The following is a 17,661-nucleotide window of genomic DNA, read 5'->3' on the forward strand; positions in this document are numbered from 1 at the left end:
CCAGTGGTCGAGTCTGCGCCGCCGCCCGCCGAAACGGGCCCCTCTGCGTCTGAACTGGCGCTGATGGAAAGCCTCGCGACGCTTCGGGCGGAACTCGAAGACCTGCGCGCGCGGCCTGTCGAGGCATCGGACAGCGGCGCGGAGCAGGCTATCGCCGATCTCACGGCGCAGATCGCGGCGCTGCAGGAGGCCTCGACCGAGGCGCAGCGCGCGCTCGAGCGGCAATTGACCGAACGCGACCGCGAGCTCGACCAGCTGCGCATGGACCTCGAAGTCGCGCGGCTGCGCATGCGGCCCGACCGCATCGTACTGGGGGAGGTCCGGGGGCGGGAGGCAATAACCTTTCTTGAGGCGATCAACACAGGCCACGGTGGCTCGCTCACCACGCTGCATGCCGAGACCCCACAGCTGGCCGTCCGCCGGCTCGCCATCGCAGCCCTCAAGACTGACGTACCCATGACCTATGCCGACATGGTCGACTACATTGAAGGCTCCATCGACGTGGTCATCCAGGCCGGTCGCCATGACGGCGCCCGCGGCATCACCGAGTTCTTCCTGCCGGGGCAGGCAAGACATCCAGACCAGAACACGGGTCCAGCCGGGGGTGCCGAGCGCCCCACGGTCGCGGCCAAATGAACCGAAAGGAAACCCCCATGCGCCAGACCATCCTCGCCGCAGCTGTCACCCTGCTGGCCGCGCCACTCGCGGCCCAGACCTCGCCTCAGGTCACGAACGATCTCACCGTGACCATCACGCCCCAGCAGTACCGGATCTGCAACGACCGGCCCGCTCGCCCGACCTGGATGGACGAGGTCCACCCGCGCGAGGCCTACAAGGCGCTGACGTTGATGCGGCTCTACGAGCTGCGGTCATGGGAGGCGATCAAGGAAACCGGCGATTGCGGCTGTGATGTCCGCTTCCCGTCATGGGATGCAGCCTCCGCCGAGTACGAGGAACGGTTCGCGACAAGCACCCAAGCGGAGCACACTCAGGCCCAATTGGCCCTTCGGAACGAGCAGAACCAGATCGCCCGCGACGTCCAGGATATCTGCGAAACGCAAGGCAACTGGTAATGAGCATCGTCAGCTGGATGGTTGGAACCGCTGACGGTTTCCTTGCCGATGCGGCCGAGTCTCAGTTCGGGGCGGTGGCAAGCAATACCGGCACGATCATCCTGCTGATGGTCACGCTTTCGCTGATCGGCGTTTGCATCAACATGGCCTTCCAGTTCCGAAGCATGGATGGGGCCAGCTTCTTCTGGTACCTGATAAAGCTGATGTTGATAGGGCTCTTTGCCTTCAACTGGGCCAACTTCAACGCTGTGGCCAATGCCGTGATCGGCGGGCTCGACTACATCGCCGGGGCACTGATCTCCTCGGTTGGCGGCGGCGGGGCAGGGGCCACCTACTTCGCGGGCGAATTCGACCGGCTGATCACCGAGTTCAGCCAATACCTCAACGCGATCGGCAACAACCTGAACTGGATGACCGGCGCGATCCTCGGCGGGATCGGCCTTGTCATGTTGAGCCTGCTCGGCTTCATGACTGGCATCGTCCTCATCTTCGCCAAGATGATGCTCACCCTGATGCTCGGCCTCGCGCCGATCATGATCGCGCTGTCGCTCTTCGATGCGACCAAGGATTTCTTCCACAGATGGGTCTCGACGACGATCAGCTACGCCTTCTACCCCATCGTCATCGCCGCCATGTTCTCGACCGTTGTCGGAATGGCGAATTCGCTTCTGGCCCAGCTCGGTGATCCGAACTCGGCCACCAACATCGGCTCGCTGGTGCCGTTCTTCGTGATGGTGTTCCTGGCCAAGGGTTTCGTCGCGGCTACGCCGCTGATCGTGCGGGGTATCTCTGGGAACCTGATGGTGGCTGCGGCACCTGCTGTGGTCGCTGGATCGACCGGGATCATGCGGGGGATATTCAATACCGACGGCGTCAAGGGCCGGGCGAGGATCGGTGCACTCACGACAGGCGAAGCGATCGGACGAGGGGCTGTCCAGGCTCCCGCCGCCGTGCGGAGCGCCGCGGCAACGGCAAGCGCGCAGGTGGTACGGATGGCCGAGAGGGCGAAAAGGTTGGGTCGTTGAAGCCAGAAGCGAGTGTGGCTCCCGTGATGGATGGTGACGATTTAAGCATTTTTTCAATTGGTTGTGCGATGCCGTGTGCAGTTCATGTGCATGTTTCGATCGCGTGATATCGCACTACTTCGTGGGCATTTCGGTGCGCTGTCATGTCCGTACAGTGCCGCCAACGAGATGGCTTTGTAAGCTGTAAGTGCTTTATCTCGTCCAAATGAATGGTGGGCCGAAGCGAATTATGGCTAGAAACACGAAGCTACAGAGAGGACCTTCCTCGGCAAATCGTCAAATTGGCGACATCGTAAGGGTGATAGCCGGGATCAGGATAATGGCGAAAGCCGCAGTAATCGCATAGGCGCGACCAAGCGATCCGACAAAGCGGGAAAGCAATAGCGGGCCGAGGATCCAGTAGGCCAGCGCGGTGACGAACCCGGGGAAATAGCCACCAGTCCAGATGACCCACCACACATGGGCGATGGCATTCCCGATGGCCCCGTAGACGATATAGAAAAGCACCGGGATCAGCAGGAACTTCAGCCCCTTCTCGAAAACCAAAATGAAGCCGACGGCAAAAACGAAATACGAGAACATGTTGATGCCGACGAAAAGCGCGTCGCTGTAGGGCGTTGCGCCGTATAACTCGGGAAACAGGCTCCGGAAGCCGGTCAGATATTCCTCGAAGAAGTGGATAAACTGCCAGGCGAAGACGCCGTAGTAGAGCGGATAGAGCGTGCCGCCTTTCGGCAAGGCTGTCTGCGAAACATGCAGCCAGGCGAAAACCCCCCAAGCGACGACGAGCCCCGGAACGAAGGTCACGACAAGGGGCCTGCCTCCGACCAGGACGAAGATCGTTCCGATGATTAAGGCAAGGAGCGTGCCGATCGCAAGATCCCTGCGGCTTACTGTTTGGGTACTCATGGGTATGTCCTTTGCGCGCTGGGGCAGCTGACCTCGGCATGAAAGTCAACGGTTGTTGGCATACGTCATGGTACTTGCATTTGTCAACGCTTGTTGGCAAATGGTTTTTGTGAGGGGAAAGATCAAAGGAGAAGGACGCGTCATGCGCAAATCCGATCGAACGCGCGCAGGCATCTTGGAGGCAGCCCGGGCAATGTTCGCCGAGCACGGCTACGAGGGCACCACGGTGCGCGCGATCGCGGAGCGCGCGTCGATCGACCCGTCGATGATCATCCGCTATTTCGGAGGCAAGGACGGGCTGTTCTCGCTGGCTTCGAAGGTCGAACTGGGATTGCCGGACATCAATCCGACAGCGCCGGTCCCAGTTGGCGCGATGCTCGTGGGGCATTTCCTCGAACTCTGGGAAGGAAGCGGCAAAGACATGGGGCTTGTTATCCTGCTGCGCGCGGCGGCGACCAACGAGGCGGCGGCAGAACGGATCCGCACGATATTTCGCGAACAGGTTCTGCCAGCGGCAGCGCGCTTCGGCGACCCGGCGACGGCGGAAACGCGCGCGGGCCTGGTCGTCAGCCAGTTGTTCGGCCTCGCGCTGTGCCGCTACATCCTGGCCATCCCGCCGGTCGCGGAAATGTCCCGGGCTGACATCGTGGAAAATCTTGCTCCGGTCGTGGATCTTCACCTCTTCGGGGACGGCCGCGGGGAAAGCGTCCGCTGACAGAGGCCATCGGATCAGTGACTCGGTCCTTCACGTCTTGCAAAAATCACCGCACTCCCTTAAACGAGCAACATGTTCATGGAGATTTTATGACCCGATAATGCGGGGAGGCAAAGCGGCCTCCCGAAGCAAAGCTAAGCGAAACCAACGTCGCTGCGTTACTGCTGCGGGCGAATAGCTTAGTTTTGTCTGGTCAATTTCGATATTTCGACGCGGACTTGTTCCGCTCTCCGAACATGAAAGATCCCAAGAATGATACGGGACTATTCCAAATTCTTGCTGCCTTTGGGCTCGAGCAAGATCCCACAACGCGAGCCTTCCCCTTTGGAAAGACTTGGCTGGAAACCCTTCTTCAGCCAACAAACCGATGTTGATGCGACCGTTGATGCACCACCAGTTCGCGTGGTTGAAGTCCACAGAACCGGCCTGCGGGTGCTGGGTGAAAAGCTTGATACCCTCATCCCGCCGGGGCCGAATGCGACCGTCGGTGACTGGCTGCTCTATGATCCGCAAAAGCCCTCCAATAGTAAGGTTTTGGAACGCAGGAGCGTTTTCGAGCGTCGTGCGCCGGGCTCTGACCGTAAGCGGCAGCTGATTGCTGCCAACGTTGATACGGTCTTTATCGTGTCGTCCTGCAACAAGGATTTCAACATCGCGCGGCTCGAGCGCTATGTGGCGTTGGCGTTCGAGGCGGAGGTAACGCCTGTGATCTTGCTGACCAAGGCCGACCTTTGCGACGATCCAGACGCCTACGTTAAAGCGGCAAGCGCCATTTCAGACCGCGTTCTGGTCGAAGTGCTAAATGCCTTGAGTGAAGAGCCAATTGCCAAGTTGGCTCCATGGTGCACGCCAGGCCAAACGGTTGCCTTTCTGGGGTCTTCTGGCGTCGGGAAATCGACGTTGGTCAATGCTCTCTTTCGGGACGGTGTGGCCGATACGGCTGCCATTCGCGAAGATGACAGCAAGGGTCGCCACACGACGACGCGGCGACAATTGCACTTCACAGCCGATGGCTGCGCGGTGCTGGACACGCCCGGCATGAGAGAGCTTCAACTCACCGATGTCGAGGCCGGAATTGCAGATGTGTTTGCTGACATCGTTGCCTTGGCAGGCCAATGCCGTTTCAGCGATTGCAGACATGACAGCGAACCTGGTTGCGCCATCCAAGGTGCATTAAAGCGAGAAGAGATTGATCCTGACCGATTTGCGCGATGGAACAAGCTGGCAGCGGAGGAACGCTTTAACGCGTCTACGTTGGCCGAACGCAAAACAGCCGACAAATCTCTCAAGAAGATGATCAACGCGATCCAGCGTAAGAGTAGGAAATAGAACAATGATGCGTGGATACAAAACCAGCGATACCGATGCGTTGATCTCAATCTGGGATAAGGCAGAGCCACTCGCGCACCCATTCTTGTCGGATGAAGTCAGGGACCAGGTGCGCAGAGACACGGTTAACATCTATCTGCCGAACGCCGAAACATGGGTTCTGGAAAATGATGGCACGCCGGTCGGTTTTATTGCAATGATCGGCACGGAAATTGGAGGCTTGTTCCTCGACCCGTCTGAACAAGGCAAAGGCCTGGGGCGTCAAATGGTTGACCATGTTGTCGCCATCAAAGGTCCGCTGACCGTCGAGGTCTTCAAAGACAACAAGATCGGTCTGCCGTTCTATGAGCGATGCGGCTTTGTGGTGACTGGCGAAGGCGTGTTCGACGCCAGCGGCGACGAAACCTTCAAGATGGCTATGCCCGGTTCCTGATAATCACTTGGGAGGCGCTGATCATCAGTGCCTTCCAACAACGGTGCCCGCCGCAAGGAGACCTGAACTGTTGTTGATCCAACATGATTAGTCGAAGAAGCGGTGGTATAACGACGACCAGGCTTTTGTTTGGCCAGCAGGAAGATCAATGATCACTTTGCCCCTCGTTTGGCTCGTAAGTGTTCTGACGACAATCGCAGCGTTTGCATTGGCGCAGGATACCCGCATGCCCTTTCAAGCGCGCCTTTCTCTGTGCGTTTTTCTTCTGACCTTGGCGAGCATCGGCCTGCTGCTCGGGCTCCGACTTTCATTTGACGTGCCCTGGGCCGCATGGCTCCAGCCATTGGTGGCCGTGATGGTCGCACCTTCGGCCTATCTCGGCTTCTCGGCTCTGACCCAAGACCTGGGGTTGAACTGGCGCAAGAGGCTCCTTTTGAGTGGGGCACCAGTCGCCGTCGCGCAACTGGCAATACTGGCAAACCTCCCGGTCTCGGCAGATGTGTTTGTTCTTGGGATCAACAGCATCTACCTGGTTTCGATTGCCCGCCTTCTGCGCCGCCAACCAGATGACTTCGTCCATGTCGCGCCGCACGCATTGATAATCGTGCGCTCCGCGATCAAAGCCACCATTGTCCTGCTTGGCATGATGGTGGCCACGGATCTTTCGATTGTGGCTGCCAGCCTGTTCGCAGGCGATGCCCATATCCTGACATTTCTGACCGGGGTGTCAGGTGTTTTCACAGCATTCGTCTTTGTCGTCGCTCTGGTCGGTGCCCCGATGTTGCTTCAGGTCACAAAGGGCGACACAGCCAAAGCCGAAGGGCCGACCGACATCGATCGCGCGACACGGGCTGTGCTTGATGCGCTGATGAACGACACGCACCTCTACACGGACAGCAACCTGACGCTTGCGCGGGTCGCGCGGCGATTGTCGATACCTGTGCGGGATGTCTCCAATGCCATAAACAGAACGACGAGCGAAAATTTTTCTCGATATATCAACGGCTTTCGCATACGCTACGCGCAAGAGGCCCTACGCAGGACCGAGTTGTCCATCACGGAAGTGATGTTTGAAGCGGGCTTTGTCAGCAAATCGAGCTTCAATACCGAATTTCGCCGGGTGACTGGGAAGACTCCTTCACAATTTCGCGCCGAAACGGCGACCACCTGACGGGGCGCAACGATGGAAATGGTCGTGGCGAGCCTACAGCGCGACGGCAAGCTCCCAAAATGCAAGGTGGGTGGCAATATGGGCAACCATCGCGTGTTCGAGGCCACGCCGCCAGAACAGCCAGCCAAAAGCCAAGCCAAGCAGGGCATTAAGCCCGACAGTGCGCAAAATCACGACCGGTGTCAGTGGGATGAGCGCCGCCATCGCTGGCAGGTGACCGGCTCCGAAAAGGACCGCCGAAACGAGCAAGGCGCCGAAGTAAAGCCCGGGCGGGAGCGTCGTCCATACTTTTGCGCCGACCCAGACAAGAAACGTCATCAGGCCGTATCGGAGAGTAAGCTCTTCGGTAATCCCACCGTAGCTGATCGCCATGATCGCCGTGCCTATGTCCGGAAGGCTCGCGAGCGAGGGGAGCCCGATCCAGGGCGCAAACAATCTGTCGAGCACGACCACAACCGCACCTGTGCCGAAGCCGACAAGCGCGGCGGGCGCCAGTCCCGACACTTGCATCAAAGGCGGCGGGTCGCCCCGCAACCGCGCGGCTACCCAGGACCGAAGTCCAACACGTTCCCCGAAGGCCACGCCTGCTCCGACCCCGGCGACCAGAAGGATAAATGGCTGCACGACGATCAGCGCACGCAAAACGTTGTCAGACACATCAGGGGAAACACCGAGTTCACGCAGCGCGTTGATGTCCTGGCCGAAGGCAAGCGCTACCAGGCCGAGACTTCCAAGACACGACCAAACGAAAAATGGGACAAAGAAGCGGGCAGACTGAGCGCGCATAGCGGGTCCTTTTCACTTCGTTAAACGATCAACCCTTCCTCGCCCAAGGGCGGTTCAGCGACGAAAGCGGAAAGCAGCATATTGATGATCGCGGACCGAGGTCATGTTCGCCACGCGTTCCGCGAAGCACTGAACGATCTCGGCATCAAAGCCTCGATCGGCGGGCGCAAAGACCGCAACATACCGGTCGAGGACGGGACGAAATGGCACAAGCCGCGCAAAAAGGTCGAGCGCATGTTCGACCGCCTCAAGGACTGGCGATGTATCGCCACCAGCTTCGACCGATGCACACACGCTTTCACAAGCACATGTGCATCGCCGGGGCTGTCATCTTCTGGTCATGAGCCCTGAGCCCGAAGCTCGGAGCACGCGGTCCGGCCTGTCGTCGCGCCGAAGATGTCGGCTACGATGGAGCTTCCCGGATTGAGAACGAACCCATGACTTTCACTCAATCCTGTCTGAATGAAGATGTCCGCCTCAGAGTCATCCATCTGGCCGCTGATGCGGTACATATCGCTGACCGGCATTGCCAAGTTATCTTGGCGCGGCTTCAAGAAGCACGGTTCCCGCCTTCAGGCGATCATCTCGGCGGCATAGTCCGCCCAGAGGCAGAACGCGTCTGCCCGGGCGTGACGATAGGAGGCGGTCGTAAGGCTGTAGCGGCGAGGGCGGAAGATGGTGTTGATCTGGTCGTGTGCCGCGAGGAAGCGTTGCGCCTGTCGGGGCGACTTGAAGCCGCCCATGATCTTTTCTCGTCGTCGCGTCGGCCTGTGACTGCCCTCGATCCGGTTGTTGAGCCCTTTGTGGGCTCGGTGATCGGCGCCCGGTACATAATGGACAATCGGCTTGATGTAGCTGCGTAGCTTATCGGTGATGACAACCCTTGGCTGGCCGAACTGGGCAACCAGTCTGGCCATGAACCGCTTTGCAGCTTTGGCATTTCGGCGGGTCTGCACGAGAATATCGAGTGTATTGCCGTTAGCATCGACAGCGCGCCATAGCCAATGCTTCGCGCCACCGATCTGGATCACGACCTCGTCGAGGTGCCACTTGTCGTTCGGTCGCGGCCGGTCACGGCGGATGCACCCCGCAAAATGCGCACCAAACCGGTTGGCCCACAGGCGGATCGTTTCCCGGCTGACCATCACACCACGCTCAGCCAGCAGATCCTCGACATCCGCCGTACTCAGCGCGAAACGATGATACGCCCAGACCGCATAGGCGATGATCTCACGAGGAAAGCGAAAGCCCTTCAGGCGCGGCATGGACGTCGGTATCTTCATGCATCAACCTGTAACCACCTCAGACCAGTCAAACAACTTGGCAATGCCCGCCACAGCCCCAGCTTTCGTCTCGCATCATCCAGGCTGTCGAATATCTTCTCGTTCAAGCACTCGTCGCGCAGGCCGCCATTGAATGACCCGATAAAACCGTTCTGCATGGGCTTGCCTGGCGCGATGTAGTGCCAATCGACATCTTACATGCGCCTTGGTAAAATTCCCTGTCAGATCAGCAAACTCAACCGAGGTCGCTGTTTTGAAAGATATCGACGATCTCATTCGTTATGGCCCGAACCCCGGGGTGCAGCAGCACATCACGGTGGACCAGTAGTGAGGCTTCACGGGTCGTACGGAATCCCAGACCTGTCAGTTCCAGAAGTTGAGGGATCGTACTGCCCAGAAAGCGCGGCAGTAAGGCGACCCCCCATCCAAGTTGGGCTGCACGGGCCATTGATAGAAAATCGCCTGTTCGCATGACCACTCGGTTTTGCCCGATTATCTTTTCGAGCGCTTGTGCAAGCGATTGCGCTCGGGAAAGCTCATCAAAACCGATGTAATGAAGGTCGGTGGTCGGGCATGCACCCCACTCTGCTGTTCCGAATAGCTTGTATTCGATCTTCCCGAGGCTTCGGGTCATTAGCTCAGACATTGCTGGCGGGACGAGCCGGATAGCAATGTCTGCCTCATTTCGATTCAGGTTGCTTAGCTCCGTAGACGCCTGAATTTCCAGTGCCAGATTAGGGTATCGCGCCATCACCTTATGCAGGCCGGGAACAAGGACATGGCTGGCCAGCATGGGTGGGACAGAGACGCGTACCCGGCCCGTCAGATCATCGAGGCCAGCCGCGGTTCGCGCAAGTCCAAGCGCTTTTTCTTCCAATGCACAGGCCTGATCATACAGCGCAAGGGCCTGTGGTGTCGCAACCCAAGACCGCGGCAGCCTCTTGAATAATTTTAGCCTGACGGACGTTTCAAGCTGACCAATCCGTCGCGATACAGTCGAGTGCTCCACACCCAAATCCCGCGCCGCCGCCGATAGCGTTCCGCTGCGGTAAAGAGCAAGAAAATACCTGATGTCGTCCCACTGCATGATGTTCCGATCATTTTTGCACAGATGACACGAATATTTTTGGAATTACGTGCATTGGCAAGCTGAAATATAAACCTTAGTATGAAAAGTATTGCTCAATATTCCGCCCGGACCGCCTATGATCCTCAATGTTTTGTGGACGTTGATCTTCCTGACCCAATCCCCGGGGACTTTGACCTGCTCGTCGAGATTGAGGCCGTGTCCGTCAATCCTGCCGATGCCCGTGTCCGGATGCGCAAAACTGATGACGGGCACCCGAAGATTCTCGGCTACGATGCGGCTGGTCGCGTTCGCGCCGTTGGCTCCGCCGTCAAGGGGTTTTCACCGGGTGATCTTGTCTGGTATGCGGGCGACCTCGATCGCGCAGGCACAAATGCCGAATTGCATCTGGTAGACCACCGAATTGCCGCGCACCGGCCAGGATCGCTGAGCGCGTCAGAGGCGGCATCCCTGCCTCTCACCTTACTCACCGCTTGGGAATTGCTGATCGACAAGATGGGGCTGAAGCCCGATCAACCACGACACCATGAAAGCATCCTCATTATCAATGGCGCGGGTGGTACAGGGTCGATGATGATTCAGATCGCCAGACTGGTTCCGGGATTGACAGTTATCGCGACAGCATCTCGTCCAGAGACCAAGTCATGGTGCGAAAATATGGGCGCGCATCATGTGCTCGATCACCGTGCAGACATGGCCGCGCAACTCGACCAGCTCGGTATCGAGACTGTTGATCAAATCGTATTGCTCGCTGCACCTGATAAGCATTTCCCAACAGCTGCAGGAATTGTCGCCCCGTTTGGCGCGATTGGATGCATTGTTCCGTTTGATAATCCGCCAGACATGAATCTGCTCATGGGTAAAAGCGCCAGCTTTCACTGGGAGTTCATGTTTGCACGCCCCAGATTGGGCGGAGAAAAATCAGCGCGCCAGGGCGAAATCCTGACGACTGCGACCGATCTAGTACAGTCCGGCCGCCTACGCAGCACGCTTGCACGAACCTTGTCGCCGCTTTCAAGCGAGACGGTTCGTACTGCCCACGAATTGATCGAGAGCGGTCAAACCATCGGCAAAATTGCCATCACGAAAAATCTGATAAATCAGGAGAACAAAAATGACTAACCTCGAAATCGTTCAGGCCTTCCTTGGGCATATCTTCTCGGGCGAAATGGACGAGGCACTCGCGCTGGTGTCCGATGACGCGACATTCATTTCAGTTAGCCCGCTTGCAAACGAGCAAAATCCCATGCTCGGAACCTTCAAAGGGAAATCGGGCGCGGTAGCATTCTTTACAGCATTTGGGGAAGTACTTGAAGCTGGCGACTTCACGGTGACCGATGCATTCGGAGATGGTCGCCATGTCGCTATGTACGGGCATTTCAAACACATAGTTCGTACCACGGGTAAGCCTTACCCAAGCGATTGGGCCATGATTACGCAGGTGGTGGACGGCTTGCTGACATACTACCACTTCTATGAGGACAGCGCAGCCCTGAACGAGGCTTCGGTAGCTTAACTAAGCGCCTAAAGGACTTGAACTTCGTTCCAGTATTCGTATTGCCGAACAGGCCTCGGCAATGCGAACATCTTGCAGTTTGCCAAAGAAACGACTCCGCCAGAACCTCTTGAGAATGACGAAGATCTCGGAATGAGCGATGCAATGAAGCCCCTGATTTTCGCTGCATCCGAGGGTCCGCTGTCGCGTGCCCAAGCAGAGGAGGCCTTTGGCTATTTGTTCGAAGGTGCCGCAACGCCTGCTCAAGTCGGCGGTTTTCTGATGGCGTTGCGCGCACGGGGCGAGTCCGTGTCCGAATACGCCGCTGCCGCAGCCGTCATGCGCGCCCACTGCGTCTCGGTGAATGCGCCAGAAGGTGCAATAGATATTGTAGGGACCGGGGGCGACGGGAAACATACGCTGAATATCTCAACCGCGACTGTCTTTGTTGTAGCTGGGGCTGGTGTCCCCGTAGCCAAACATGGCAATCGCAATGTCTCGTCCATGTCGGGTACGGTAGATGTACAATCGGCACTCGGCATTAATACGATGGTTGGGCCAGAAGTCATCGAACGCGCAATTATTGAGGCAGGCATTGGTTTCATGATGGCCTCGATGCATCACCCAGCGATGAAACATGTGGCGCCAATCCGTTTGCAGCCTCCAAAATCTGGTCGAACATCGCGCCTATTGCGAATGTCTCCAGGGTCAGTCTTTGCGAATTCTGCCCGTTCACCAGCGCTGCTAGACCGCGCAGCGGGCCGGATGCCGCTTCCGCTTCTTCAAGCTTGCGCAGCGTCTCTTCCATCCCCTTTCTAAGCCGATCCAGATGATCGACATGGCCCTGAGCGGCGACGCGTTCTTCGGTTGCGTTGCCGAGCGCCTCGCCATGGGTTTGGTGCGTTTCTCGTAGCGCTTCGAGATCAGGCCAGGACATCCCTTCGATCGCAGAGGCGGCATCTGTGGCTGAATCAGACGCACTCTTGTGCTCGCGCCGGTATGTCTCGACGGTTTCCCTAGCCCAGCTCGTCAAGGATCACGAGGTCGAGCTTGGTAAGGCCTTCTGCAAGCTGCCCAGTTTTGCCCTTGGCCTTTTCTTGTTCAAGCGCGTTGACCAGTTCGATGGTCGAGAAGAAGCGAACCTTTCGGCGATGATGTTCGACGGCCTGCACGCCAAGGGCTGTGGCTGCATGGGTTTTGCCCGTTCCTGGGCCACCAATCAGCACGACGTTTTGCGCCCCATCCATGAACTCGCATTTGTGCAACTGGCGCAAGGTTGCCTCGTTGATCTCGCTGGCGGCAAAATCAAAGCCTGAGAGATCCTTGTAAGCTGGGAAGCGCGCAGCCTTCATGTGATAGGCAATAGATCGCACCTCGCGCTCGGCCAATTCGGCTTTGAGCAATTGCGACAGGATCGGCACCGCCGCTTCAAAAGCGGGCGCCCCCTGTTCCATCAGGTCGGTGACAGCTTGTGCTAGACCATACATCTTCAGGCTGCGGAGCATGATGATGATTGCGCCACTTGCAGGATCATGACGCATGGCGACCTCCGGCTGTTTGGGCACGCAGGCCATCATAGCGTTCGACATTGGCTTTGGGTTCGAGGCGCAGGATCAAGGCTTGCGGTGTGTCGATATCTGGGCCGCCAATGGTCTTGCCGTCCACCAAGCGGTGCAGCAGGTTCAGCACATGGGTTTTGGTTGCCACGCCTTCGGTCAATGCCATTTCCACAGCGGCCAACACATCTTGTTCATCGTGATGCAGAACCAAGGCCAAAATGTCGGCCATCTCGCGATCGCCACCGGGCCTTCGTAGCATCAAGTCCTGCAACTGCTTAAACGCCTGGGGTAATTCCGTGAACGGCGCACCGTTACGCAGGGCACCAGGTTTGCGCTGGATGACGGCCAGATAGTGCCTCCAGTCATAAATCGTGCGCGGCAATTGCTTGTGTGAGCGGTCAATGAAGCGCGGATGTTCGCATAACACTTGCCCTTCGGTGGCGACAACGAGCCGGTCAGGATAAACCCGCAAACTGACAGGGCGGTTCGCAAAGGACGCCGGAACACTGTAGCGATTGCGCTCGAAGTTGATCAAGCAGGTGGGCGAGACGCGTTTGCTATGTTCGACAAAACCATCGAAGGCGCAGGGCAATGGCATCAATGCCGCCTGTTCGTCGGCCCAAACATCAGCAATACTGCCGACCAACCCACCATGCGGAATCTCATGCCACATCTCCATGCAGCGCTGCTCCAACCAATCATTTAGCGCATCGAGATTGGGGAACTCCGGCATAGGCTGCCAAAACCGATGCCGAGCGTCACGAACGTTTTTCTCAACCTGACCCTTCTCCCATCCCGCCGCAGGGTTGCAGAACTCTGGCCCAAACACATAGTGATTGGTCATGGCCAAAAAGCGCATGTTGATTTGCCGTTCTTTGCCACGCCCGACACGGTCAACCGCAGTGCGCATATTGTCGTAGATCCCGCGCTCTGGAACGCCGCCGAATACACGGAAGCCATGCCAATGGGCATCAAACAACATCTCGTGGGTTTGCAGCAAATAAGCGCGGACCACAAAAGCCCGACTGTGCGACAGCTTGATATGGGCGACCTGTAGCTTCGTGCGCTCACCAGCCAAGACCGCAAAATCCTCGCTCCAATCGAATTGGAACGCTTCGCCAGGGCGGAAAGTCAAAGGCATAAAGGTGCCGCGCCCCGTCGTTTGGCTTTCTTGCTGCCGATCCAATCGCCAGTCACGGGCAAACGCTGCGACCCGATTGTAGGACCCAGTGTAGCCCAGCTTCACCAAATCCTCATGCAGCTGCTTCGCTGTTCGCCGTTGCTTGCGCGACTTCCCAGCTTCAGTTTTTAACCATCCGGCCAATTTGTCGGCAAAAAGATCAAGCTTGCTCTGCCGATCTGGCGTCGTGAACTGCGGCTCAATCGTGCCCGCGTTCAAATGCTTGGTGATCGTATTGCGCGACAAACCAGTCCGGCGCGAAATCTCCCGTATCGATAGCTTCTCGCGCAAAGACATGCGGCGAATTATGTTCAAAAGTCCCATGTGTATCACTCCATTGCTCCCCGTGGCGCAGCGCGCTGGGGGAAGGGTCACATGGCTCAATTCTCAGTGGAAATTATTCGCTAAACCGGCTCACTTCTAAGTGGAAATCAACACCTTGCGCTAAGGCACTGGCGGCGGGCATGGGCATTCGATTGCCAGATTTGCGGCACAAGGCTTCTTTCGATCTTCGCCATTCCACATGGCGAGCTCGCGTCCGAAAAGCTGCTCCGCCGCGCTCGCCGCGGGGCAGGGCATCTCGAACTCGCGATTGCGTCCAACAGTGCCGCCCACTTCCGGCGTGCCATGCGGGCAGTCACCTTTGCCATGGCACTCAAGACTGTCCGTGGGGATAAGGCATTCGCACTGCAGCACCCCAGACCAGGCGTCAGGATCTTCTGCCTTGCCGCCATCGCTGCGGCTCAGGCACATCCTCTTATCAAAGCGGCGATGTTCAGCCGCAGTATCGACGGATTTGCAAGAGCCGCGTTACTGCGTACCTATGGAAAGGAGCCCCGTTTGCTTACTGCAGTTGATCAAATAGTGAAACAAAACCTGAGAAGCGCGCTGCTTATGGACGCAGAATCTCACATTTAAGGGTAAGAAATAGCCTCCAGCGCGCGCCATCTCGGATTTAAGAACAACGCGACAGGCATTCTATGACTTTGAATTCACTCACAGTAACCCTGCATCCACACATTTATTATGTTCATTTTGTAGAGTTTGAATAATCAATCTTGGCATTTTATTGCCCTTACGACTCCGGTGCATGGAATAACAAAGCCTTGGGGGCGAAGACGACTTATATCGGATCAAGATCACCTTGGGGAAACGGATAAAGCGATAGCTTCATCGCTCGTTTCAGAGACGAACTGCTTAACTGAGAGGTCTTTAATTGCCTACGCGAAGTCCAAATTATTATCGAGGAGTGGAGAAAGCACTACAACACCAAATGACCGACAGCGCGTTTGGCTAGCGCCCACCGGCGTCAGAAACCATCATCCTGATGGACCAGACGCCAATCATGCACTGATATTCAGAGGTGACCACTCAAGTGGAGCTGATCAAGAGTAAGATCAAAAAACACATGTTTCCTTGATTGAAGTGTTGCTGGATGGGCCGCTAGAAGGCAAACCTTCAACTCCACGAGGTTGTCTAATCGCGGCCCTCCGGTCAAGTGCCACTTTCTTCCTTCCCGGCATTTTCAAGCAGATCACGGCCTGCGGTCTTCAAAGAACCATCGGCATGCAAGTAGTGGTATAGGGTTGAGGGCCTGATCTCTCCGAGTTCCTTGCATATATCCGGTATGGATCTAGTGCTGTCGGCCATGAGGTGCTTTGCGTATCGCAGCTTGTCAGCAGTCATGATCCTAGGCCGCCCGCCCTTGCGTCCCCGTGCGCGCGCAGCGACTAAGCCTTCGTTCACCCTTTGGCGGATGATGTTGCGCTCCATTTCAGCAAAAGCGGCCTGAATCTGAAGGAAAGCGCGCCCTGTCGGGGTTGTCGTGTCCATCGGTGCATTCAGCGCCCGGAACGCAACGCCCCGTGCAGCCAGTTGATCGATGAGAGTGATCAGCTCGCCCGCAAGCCGCCCGAGCCGGTCGAGATCAAGCACCACAAGCACGTCGTCCTTACGCAAAAAGTCCAGACAAGCCGAAAGACCGGGGCGCTCGGCTTTCGCGCCGGAGGCACGATCCTCGAATATCCGCTCGCATCCGGCAGCGTTGAGGGCGTCAAGCTGGCGGTCGAGCACCTGCACGCCCTCTATGGTCGAAATCCGAGCGTAGCCGATCAGTCCCATGGCCGTCTCCTTCGAAGAGATCACGATAAACCTATTTCCGTTTCAAGTTTTCGGCAATTGATTTATATGGTGTTTTCGTAGACCGCTGATCGCTAATATCAGGCGCCAGCCTGAACCGGTAGCATGTCACGACAAACATGCGTTTTTCACAGGTCCTACCGCAGCAATGGGACGCCTTGCCACCTTATGTAGAGATGCGAAGTGCATGGCCGGGGTCAGGGTTGTCTACGCGGTCAACCCACAAGCTGCCGCACGATGAAGTTCGAGACGGGCCCCGCTATGTCTCGAAGCGCAATTCGCCGTTGGACGATTGCAGCGCGCGTATCGCGGTGGCCCTCATGTCTCACGTCCCGGTGGACGCACCCGCAGCTTACAGGCAGCGGATCTCTTGGTAGGTGCCTACATGGCTATCACCTGTTTTCTCTCTTGGCCTAAGCTGGCATATTCTTCTCCGCCTCGAACGGCAGTCCGCTTCGCCACATTGCGTGCAGGACCACCGCCAGCTTCCTTGCGACGGCAACATTCGCCCGCTTAAACCCGATGCGCTCGCGCAATCTGAGGCCCCAGCGGCGAAGTGCGCTGTCGGTGCGCGCCCGCGTCAGAATATGTGCGGCTGCTTCATACAAATACGACCGAAGCAGCTTATCCCCTTGCCGGGAAATTCTTCCCTGCACATTGATCGTGCCCGATTGGTAGCGCCTTGGAGTCAGCCCAATCCAGGCCGCAGCGGTTCGCCCTGACCGGAACATGGCCGGGTCACCGACTGCACCGACAAAACCCACAGCTGTCAGATAACCAACGCCTGGAACCGTCATCATCAACTGGCACCTCGGATCGGCGCGCACAACAGCGCGAATTGCTCGTTCATGGCGCGCTACCTGCACTCTTCCCGCACGCCATGCCTCCAGCAGGGGGCTGATGATCAGCCCAAGGTCGGGGCGTGAAGCAAGATGTTCGACCACTCGGCGCTCGAAAGTCTTCGCCCCTCCGTTTCCGGTTCCCGCTGCAAGCGAGATACCGAACGTGCGCAGCGCCCCGCGTATCGCATTGGCAAGATCGAGAACGCAGCGCAGCATAGTCGCACGCGCTCTCAAAAGCGCTCGTTTGTGCATGTCCTCCCAACTCTTGACCCTCACTTCCCGGAAAAGCCCCGTGCGCAGCAGATGTGCCAGACCCTGTGCATCATTAGCATCCGTCTTGTTGATGCTGATCGAAAGGGCCGCATGTGCTTGTCGGGCATCCATGCAAACCATCGGAAATCCACGGTCGGTCAATTCATGCCAGAGCCAGGTCGTCCAACATCCGGTTTCCAATCCAACCAAGGCGAGGTCGTCCGCAAACGGAGAAAGCGCCACGGCCAGCGCATCGGGATCGGTCAATGTCTTACCCCGCCACAGGCAAGTGCCCTTCTCATCGACAATATGGACCGACGTGCTCTTCTTCGACACGTCCAAAGCGGCAAAAACAGTCATGATATCCTCCTGTGAAAATTGCA

At 57.5% G+C, this 17,661-nt stretch carries 16 protein-coding genes and 4 pseudogenes; 11 read left to right on the forward strand and 9 right to left on the reverse strand.

Features of this window, described 5'->3' with window-relative positions:
- Window positions 1-225: 225 nt before the first annotated feature.
- The 3 genes and pseudogenes from IMCC21224_RS28295 to IMCC21224_RS21800 form a co-directional block, all read left to right on the forward strand.
- Window positions 226-636, forward strand: a pseudogene (locus IMCC21224_RS28295) (ATPase, T2SS/T4P/T4SS family); the annotation flags it as partial.
- Between the two features lie 17 nt (window positions 637-653).
- Window positions 654-1,073, forward strand: a complete 420-nt coding sequence (locus tag IMCC21224_RS21795; RefSeq protein ID WP_047997727.1) for a hypothetical protein — start codon at window positions 654-656, stop codon at window positions 1,071-1,073.
- Window positions 1,073-2,098 (forward strand): type IV secretion system protein, encoded by a 1,026-nt coding sequence (locus IMCC21224_RS21800; RefSeq protein ID WP_047997728.1) that lies wholly within the window; start codon window positions 1,073-1,075, stop codon window positions 2,096-2,098. The genes IMCC21224_RS21795 and IMCC21224_RS21800 overlap by 1 nt, the downstream gene beginning before the upstream one ends.
- Before the next feature lie 276 nt (window positions 2,099-2,374).
- Here IMCC21224_RS21800 and IMCC21224_RS21805 read toward each other — a convergent pair whose 3' ends face one another.
- On the reverse strand, window positions 2,375-3,007 hold the full coding sequence (locus IMCC21224_RS21805; RefSeq protein ID WP_047997729.1) for an HXXEE domain-containing protein: 633 nt from the start codon (window positions 3,005-3,007) through the stop codon (window positions 2,375-2,377).
- Window positions 3,008-3,149: 142 nt separating this feature from the next.
- On the opposite strand from IMCC21224_RS21805, the gene IMCC21224_RS21810 reads away from it, so the two are divergent.
- From IMCC21224_RS21810 to IMCC21224_RS21825, 4 genes are all read left to right on the forward strand, one after another.
- Window positions 3,150-3,722 carry a TetR/AcrR family transcriptional regulator gene (locus IMCC21224_RS21810; protein ID WP_053079152.1) on the forward strand — a complete coding sequence of 191 codons (573 nt, stop codon included), beginning with the start codon at window positions 3,150-3,152 and terminating at the stop codon, window positions 3,720-3,722.
- Window positions 3,723-3,974: 252 nt separating this feature from the next.
- A complete protein-coding gene (gene rsgA, locus IMCC21224_RS21815; protein ID WP_047997730.1) occupies window positions 3,975-5,051 on the forward strand; it encodes a ribosome small subunit-dependent GTPase A in 1,077 nt (358 codons plus the stop codon).
- Window positions 5,052-5,055: 4 nt separating this feature from the next.
- The gene (locus tag IMCC21224_RS21820; RefSeq protein WP_047997731.1) at window positions 5,056-5,484 is read left to right on the forward strand and encodes a GNAT family N-acetyltransferase; all 429 of its coding nucleotides are present in this window, start codon (window positions 5,056-5,058) and stop codon (window positions 5,482-5,484) included.
- Window positions 5,485-5,692: 208 nt separating this feature from the next.
- Window positions 5,693-6,655, forward strand: coding sequence for an AraC family transcriptional regulator (locus tag IMCC21224_RS21825; RefSeq protein ID WP_231582177.1), 963 nt, complete (start codon window positions 5,693-5,695; stop codon window positions 6,653-6,655).
- A 33-nt stretch (window positions 6,656-6,688) separates the two neighbouring features.
- Here IMCC21224_RS21825 and IMCC21224_RS21830 read toward each other — a convergent pair whose 3' ends face one another.
- A complete protein-coding gene (locus IMCC21224_RS21830) occupies window positions 6,689-7,441 on the reverse strand; it encodes a type II CAAX prenyl endopeptidase Rce1 family protein (RefSeq protein WP_047997733.1) in 753 nt (250 codons plus the stop codon).
- A gap of 84 nt (window positions 7,442-7,525) precedes the next feature.
- Between IMCC21224_RS21830 and IMCC21224_RS27385 the strand changes: the two genes are divergently transcribed.
- Entirely contained in the window at window positions 7,526-7,792 is a 267-nt protein-coding gene (locus tag IMCC21224_RS27385; RefSeq protein WP_082135403.1) for a transposase, read from the forward strand.
- A 221-nt stretch (window positions 7,793-8,013) separates the two neighbouring features.
- Here the strand turns inward: IMCC21224_RS27385 and IMCC21224_RS21845 are convergent, their stop codons facing one another.
- The 3 genes and pseudogenes from IMCC21224_RS21845 to IMCC21224_RS21850 all read right to left on the reverse strand — a co-directional run bounded on the left by IMCC21224_RS21845 (window position 8,014) and on the right by IMCC21224_RS21850 (window position 9,811).
- Window positions 8,014-8,724, reverse strand: a complete 711-nt coding sequence (locus tag IMCC21224_RS21845; RefSeq protein WP_047997736.1) for an IS6 family transposase — start codon at window positions 8,722-8,724, stop codon at window positions 8,014-8,016.
- 47 nt (window positions 8,725-8,771) lie between these two features.
- A pseudogene (locus IMCC21224_RS27390) lies at window positions 8,772-8,915 on the reverse strand (transposase); the annotation flags it as partial.
- A gap of 44 nt (window positions 8,916-8,959) precedes the next feature.
- Window positions 8,960-9,811: a LysR family transcriptional regulator gene (locus IMCC21224_RS21850; RefSeq protein ID WP_047997737.1), complete on the reverse strand. Its 852-nt coding sequence runs from the start codon at window positions 9,809-9,811 to the stop codon at window positions 8,960-8,962.
- 81 nt (window positions 9,812-9,892) lie between these two features.
- Between IMCC21224_RS21850 and IMCC21224_RS21855 the strand changes: the two genes are divergently transcribed.
- The 3 genes and pseudogenes from IMCC21224_RS21855 to IMCC21224_RS27395 all read left to right on the forward strand — a co-directional run.
- Entirely contained in the window at window positions 9,893-10,933 is a 1,041-nt protein-coding gene (locus IMCC21224_RS21855) for a zinc-binding alcohol dehydrogenase family protein (protein WP_047997738.1), read from the forward strand.
- Complete coding sequence (locus IMCC21224_RS21860; protein ID WP_053079153.1) at window positions 10,926-11,327, forward strand: nuclear transport factor 2 family protein; 402 nt, start codon at window positions 10,926-10,928, stop codon at window positions 11,325-11,327. Before IMCC21224_RS21855 ends, IMCC21224_RS21860 begins: the two co-directional genes overlap by 8 nt.
- A gap of 132 nt (window positions 11,328-11,459) precedes the next feature.
- Window positions 11,460-11,966 (forward strand): annotated as a pseudogene (locus IMCC21224_RS27395) (anthranilate phosphoribosyltransferase); the annotation flags it as partial.
- 359 nt (window positions 11,967-12,325) lie between these two features.
- Here IMCC21224_RS27395 and IMCC21224_RS21875 read toward each other — a convergent pair.
- From IMCC21224_RS21875 to IMCC21224_RS21895, 4 genes and pseudogenes are all read right to left on the reverse strand, one after another.
- Window positions 12,326-12,847: pseudogene (locus tag IMCC21224_RS21875) on the reverse strand (ATP-binding protein); the annotation flags it as partial.
- The gene (gene istA, locus IMCC21224_RS21880; RefSeq protein ID WP_082135404.1) at window positions 12,837-14,369 is read right to left on the reverse strand and encodes an IS21 family transposase; all 1,533 of its coding nucleotides are present in this window, start codon (window positions 14,367-14,369) and stop codon (window positions 12,837-12,839) included. The gene istA and the pseudogene IMCC21224_RS21875, both read right to left, overlap by 11 nt.
- A gap of 1,170 nt (window positions 14,370-15,539) precedes the next feature.
- Window positions 15,540-16,166, reverse strand: coding sequence for a recombinase family protein (locus IMCC21224_RS21890; RefSeq protein WP_047997742.1), 627 nt, complete (start codon window positions 16,164-16,166; stop codon window positions 15,540-15,542).
- Between the two features lie 431 nt (window positions 16,167-16,597).
- Window positions 16,598-17,638 (reverse strand): IS110 family transposase, encoded by a 1,041-nt coding sequence (locus IMCC21224_RS21895; protein WP_047997743.1) that lies wholly within the window; start codon window positions 17,636-17,638, stop codon window positions 16,598-16,600.
- Window positions 17,639-17,661: the final 23 nt, after the last annotated feature.

Source organism: Puniceibacterium sp. IMCC21224, from assembly GCF_001038505.1.
Lineage (GTDB): Bacteria > Pseudomonadota > Alphaproteobacteria > Rhodobacterales > Rhodobacteraceae > Puniceibacterium.

Excerpts from the sequence above, each read along its gene's own strand:
- IMCC21224_RS21795 (WP_047997727.1), top strand. The coding sequence starts at position 654 with ATGCGCCAGACCATCCTCGCCGCAGCTGTCACCCTGCTGGCCGCGCCA.
- rsgA (WP_047997730.1), top strand. The coding sequence starts at position 3,975 with ATGATACGGGACTATTCCAAATTCTTGCTGCCTTTGGGCTCGAGCAAG.
- IMCC21224_RS21895 (WP_047997743.1), bottom strand. The coding sequence starts at position 17,638 with ATGACTGTTTTTGCCGCTTTGGACGTGTCGAAGAAGAGCACGTCGGTC.
- IMCC21224_RS21805 (WP_047997729.1), bottom strand. The coding sequence starts at position 3,007 with ATGAGTACCCAAACAGTAAGCCGCAGGGATCTTGCGATCGGCACGCTC.
- IMCC21224_RS21810 (WP_053079152.1), top strand. The coding sequence starts at position 3,150 with ATGCGCAAATCCGATCGAACGCGCGCAGGCATCTTGGAGGCAGCCCGG.
- IMCC21224_RS21820 (WP_047997731.1), top strand. The coding sequence starts at position 5,056 with ATGATGCGTGGATACAAAACCAGCGATACCGATGCGTTGATCTCAATC.
- IMCC21224_RS21855 (WP_047997738.1), top strand. The coding sequence starts at position 9,893 with ATGAAAAGTATTGCTCAATATTCCGCCCGGACCGCCTATGATCCTCAA.
- IMCC21224_RS21850 (WP_047997737.1), bottom strand. The coding sequence starts at position 9,811 with ATGCAGTGGGACGACATCAGGTATTTTCTTGCTCTTTACCGCAGCGGA.
- IMCC21224_RS21860 (WP_053079153.1), top strand. The coding sequence starts at position 10,926 with ATGACTAACCTCGAAATCGTTCAGGCCTTCCTTGGGCATATCTTCTCG.
- IMCC21224_RS27385 (WP_082135403.1), top strand. The coding sequence starts at position 7,526 with ATGATCGCGGACCGAGGTCATGTTCGCCACGCGTTCCGCGAAGCACTG.
- istA (WP_082135404.1), bottom strand. The coding sequence starts at position 14,369 with ATGGGACTTTTGAACATAATTCGCCGCATGTCTTTGCGCGAGAAGCTA.
- IMCC21224_RS21800 (WP_047997728.1), top strand. The coding sequence starts at position 1,073 with ATGAGCATCGTCAGCTGGATGGTTGGAACCGCTGACGGTTTCCTTGCC.
- IMCC21224_RS21890 (WP_047997742.1), bottom strand. The coding sequence starts at position 16,166 with ATGGGACTGATCGGCTACGCTCGGATTTCGACCATAGAGGGCGTGCAG.
- IMCC21224_RS21845 (WP_047997736.1), bottom strand. The coding sequence starts at position 8,724 with ATGAAGATACCGACGTCCATGCCGCGCCTGAAGGGCTTTCGCTTTCCT.
- IMCC21224_RS21830 (WP_047997733.1), bottom strand. The coding sequence starts at position 7,441 with ATGCGCGCTCAGTCTGCCCGCTTCTTTGTCCCATTTTTCGTTTGGTCG.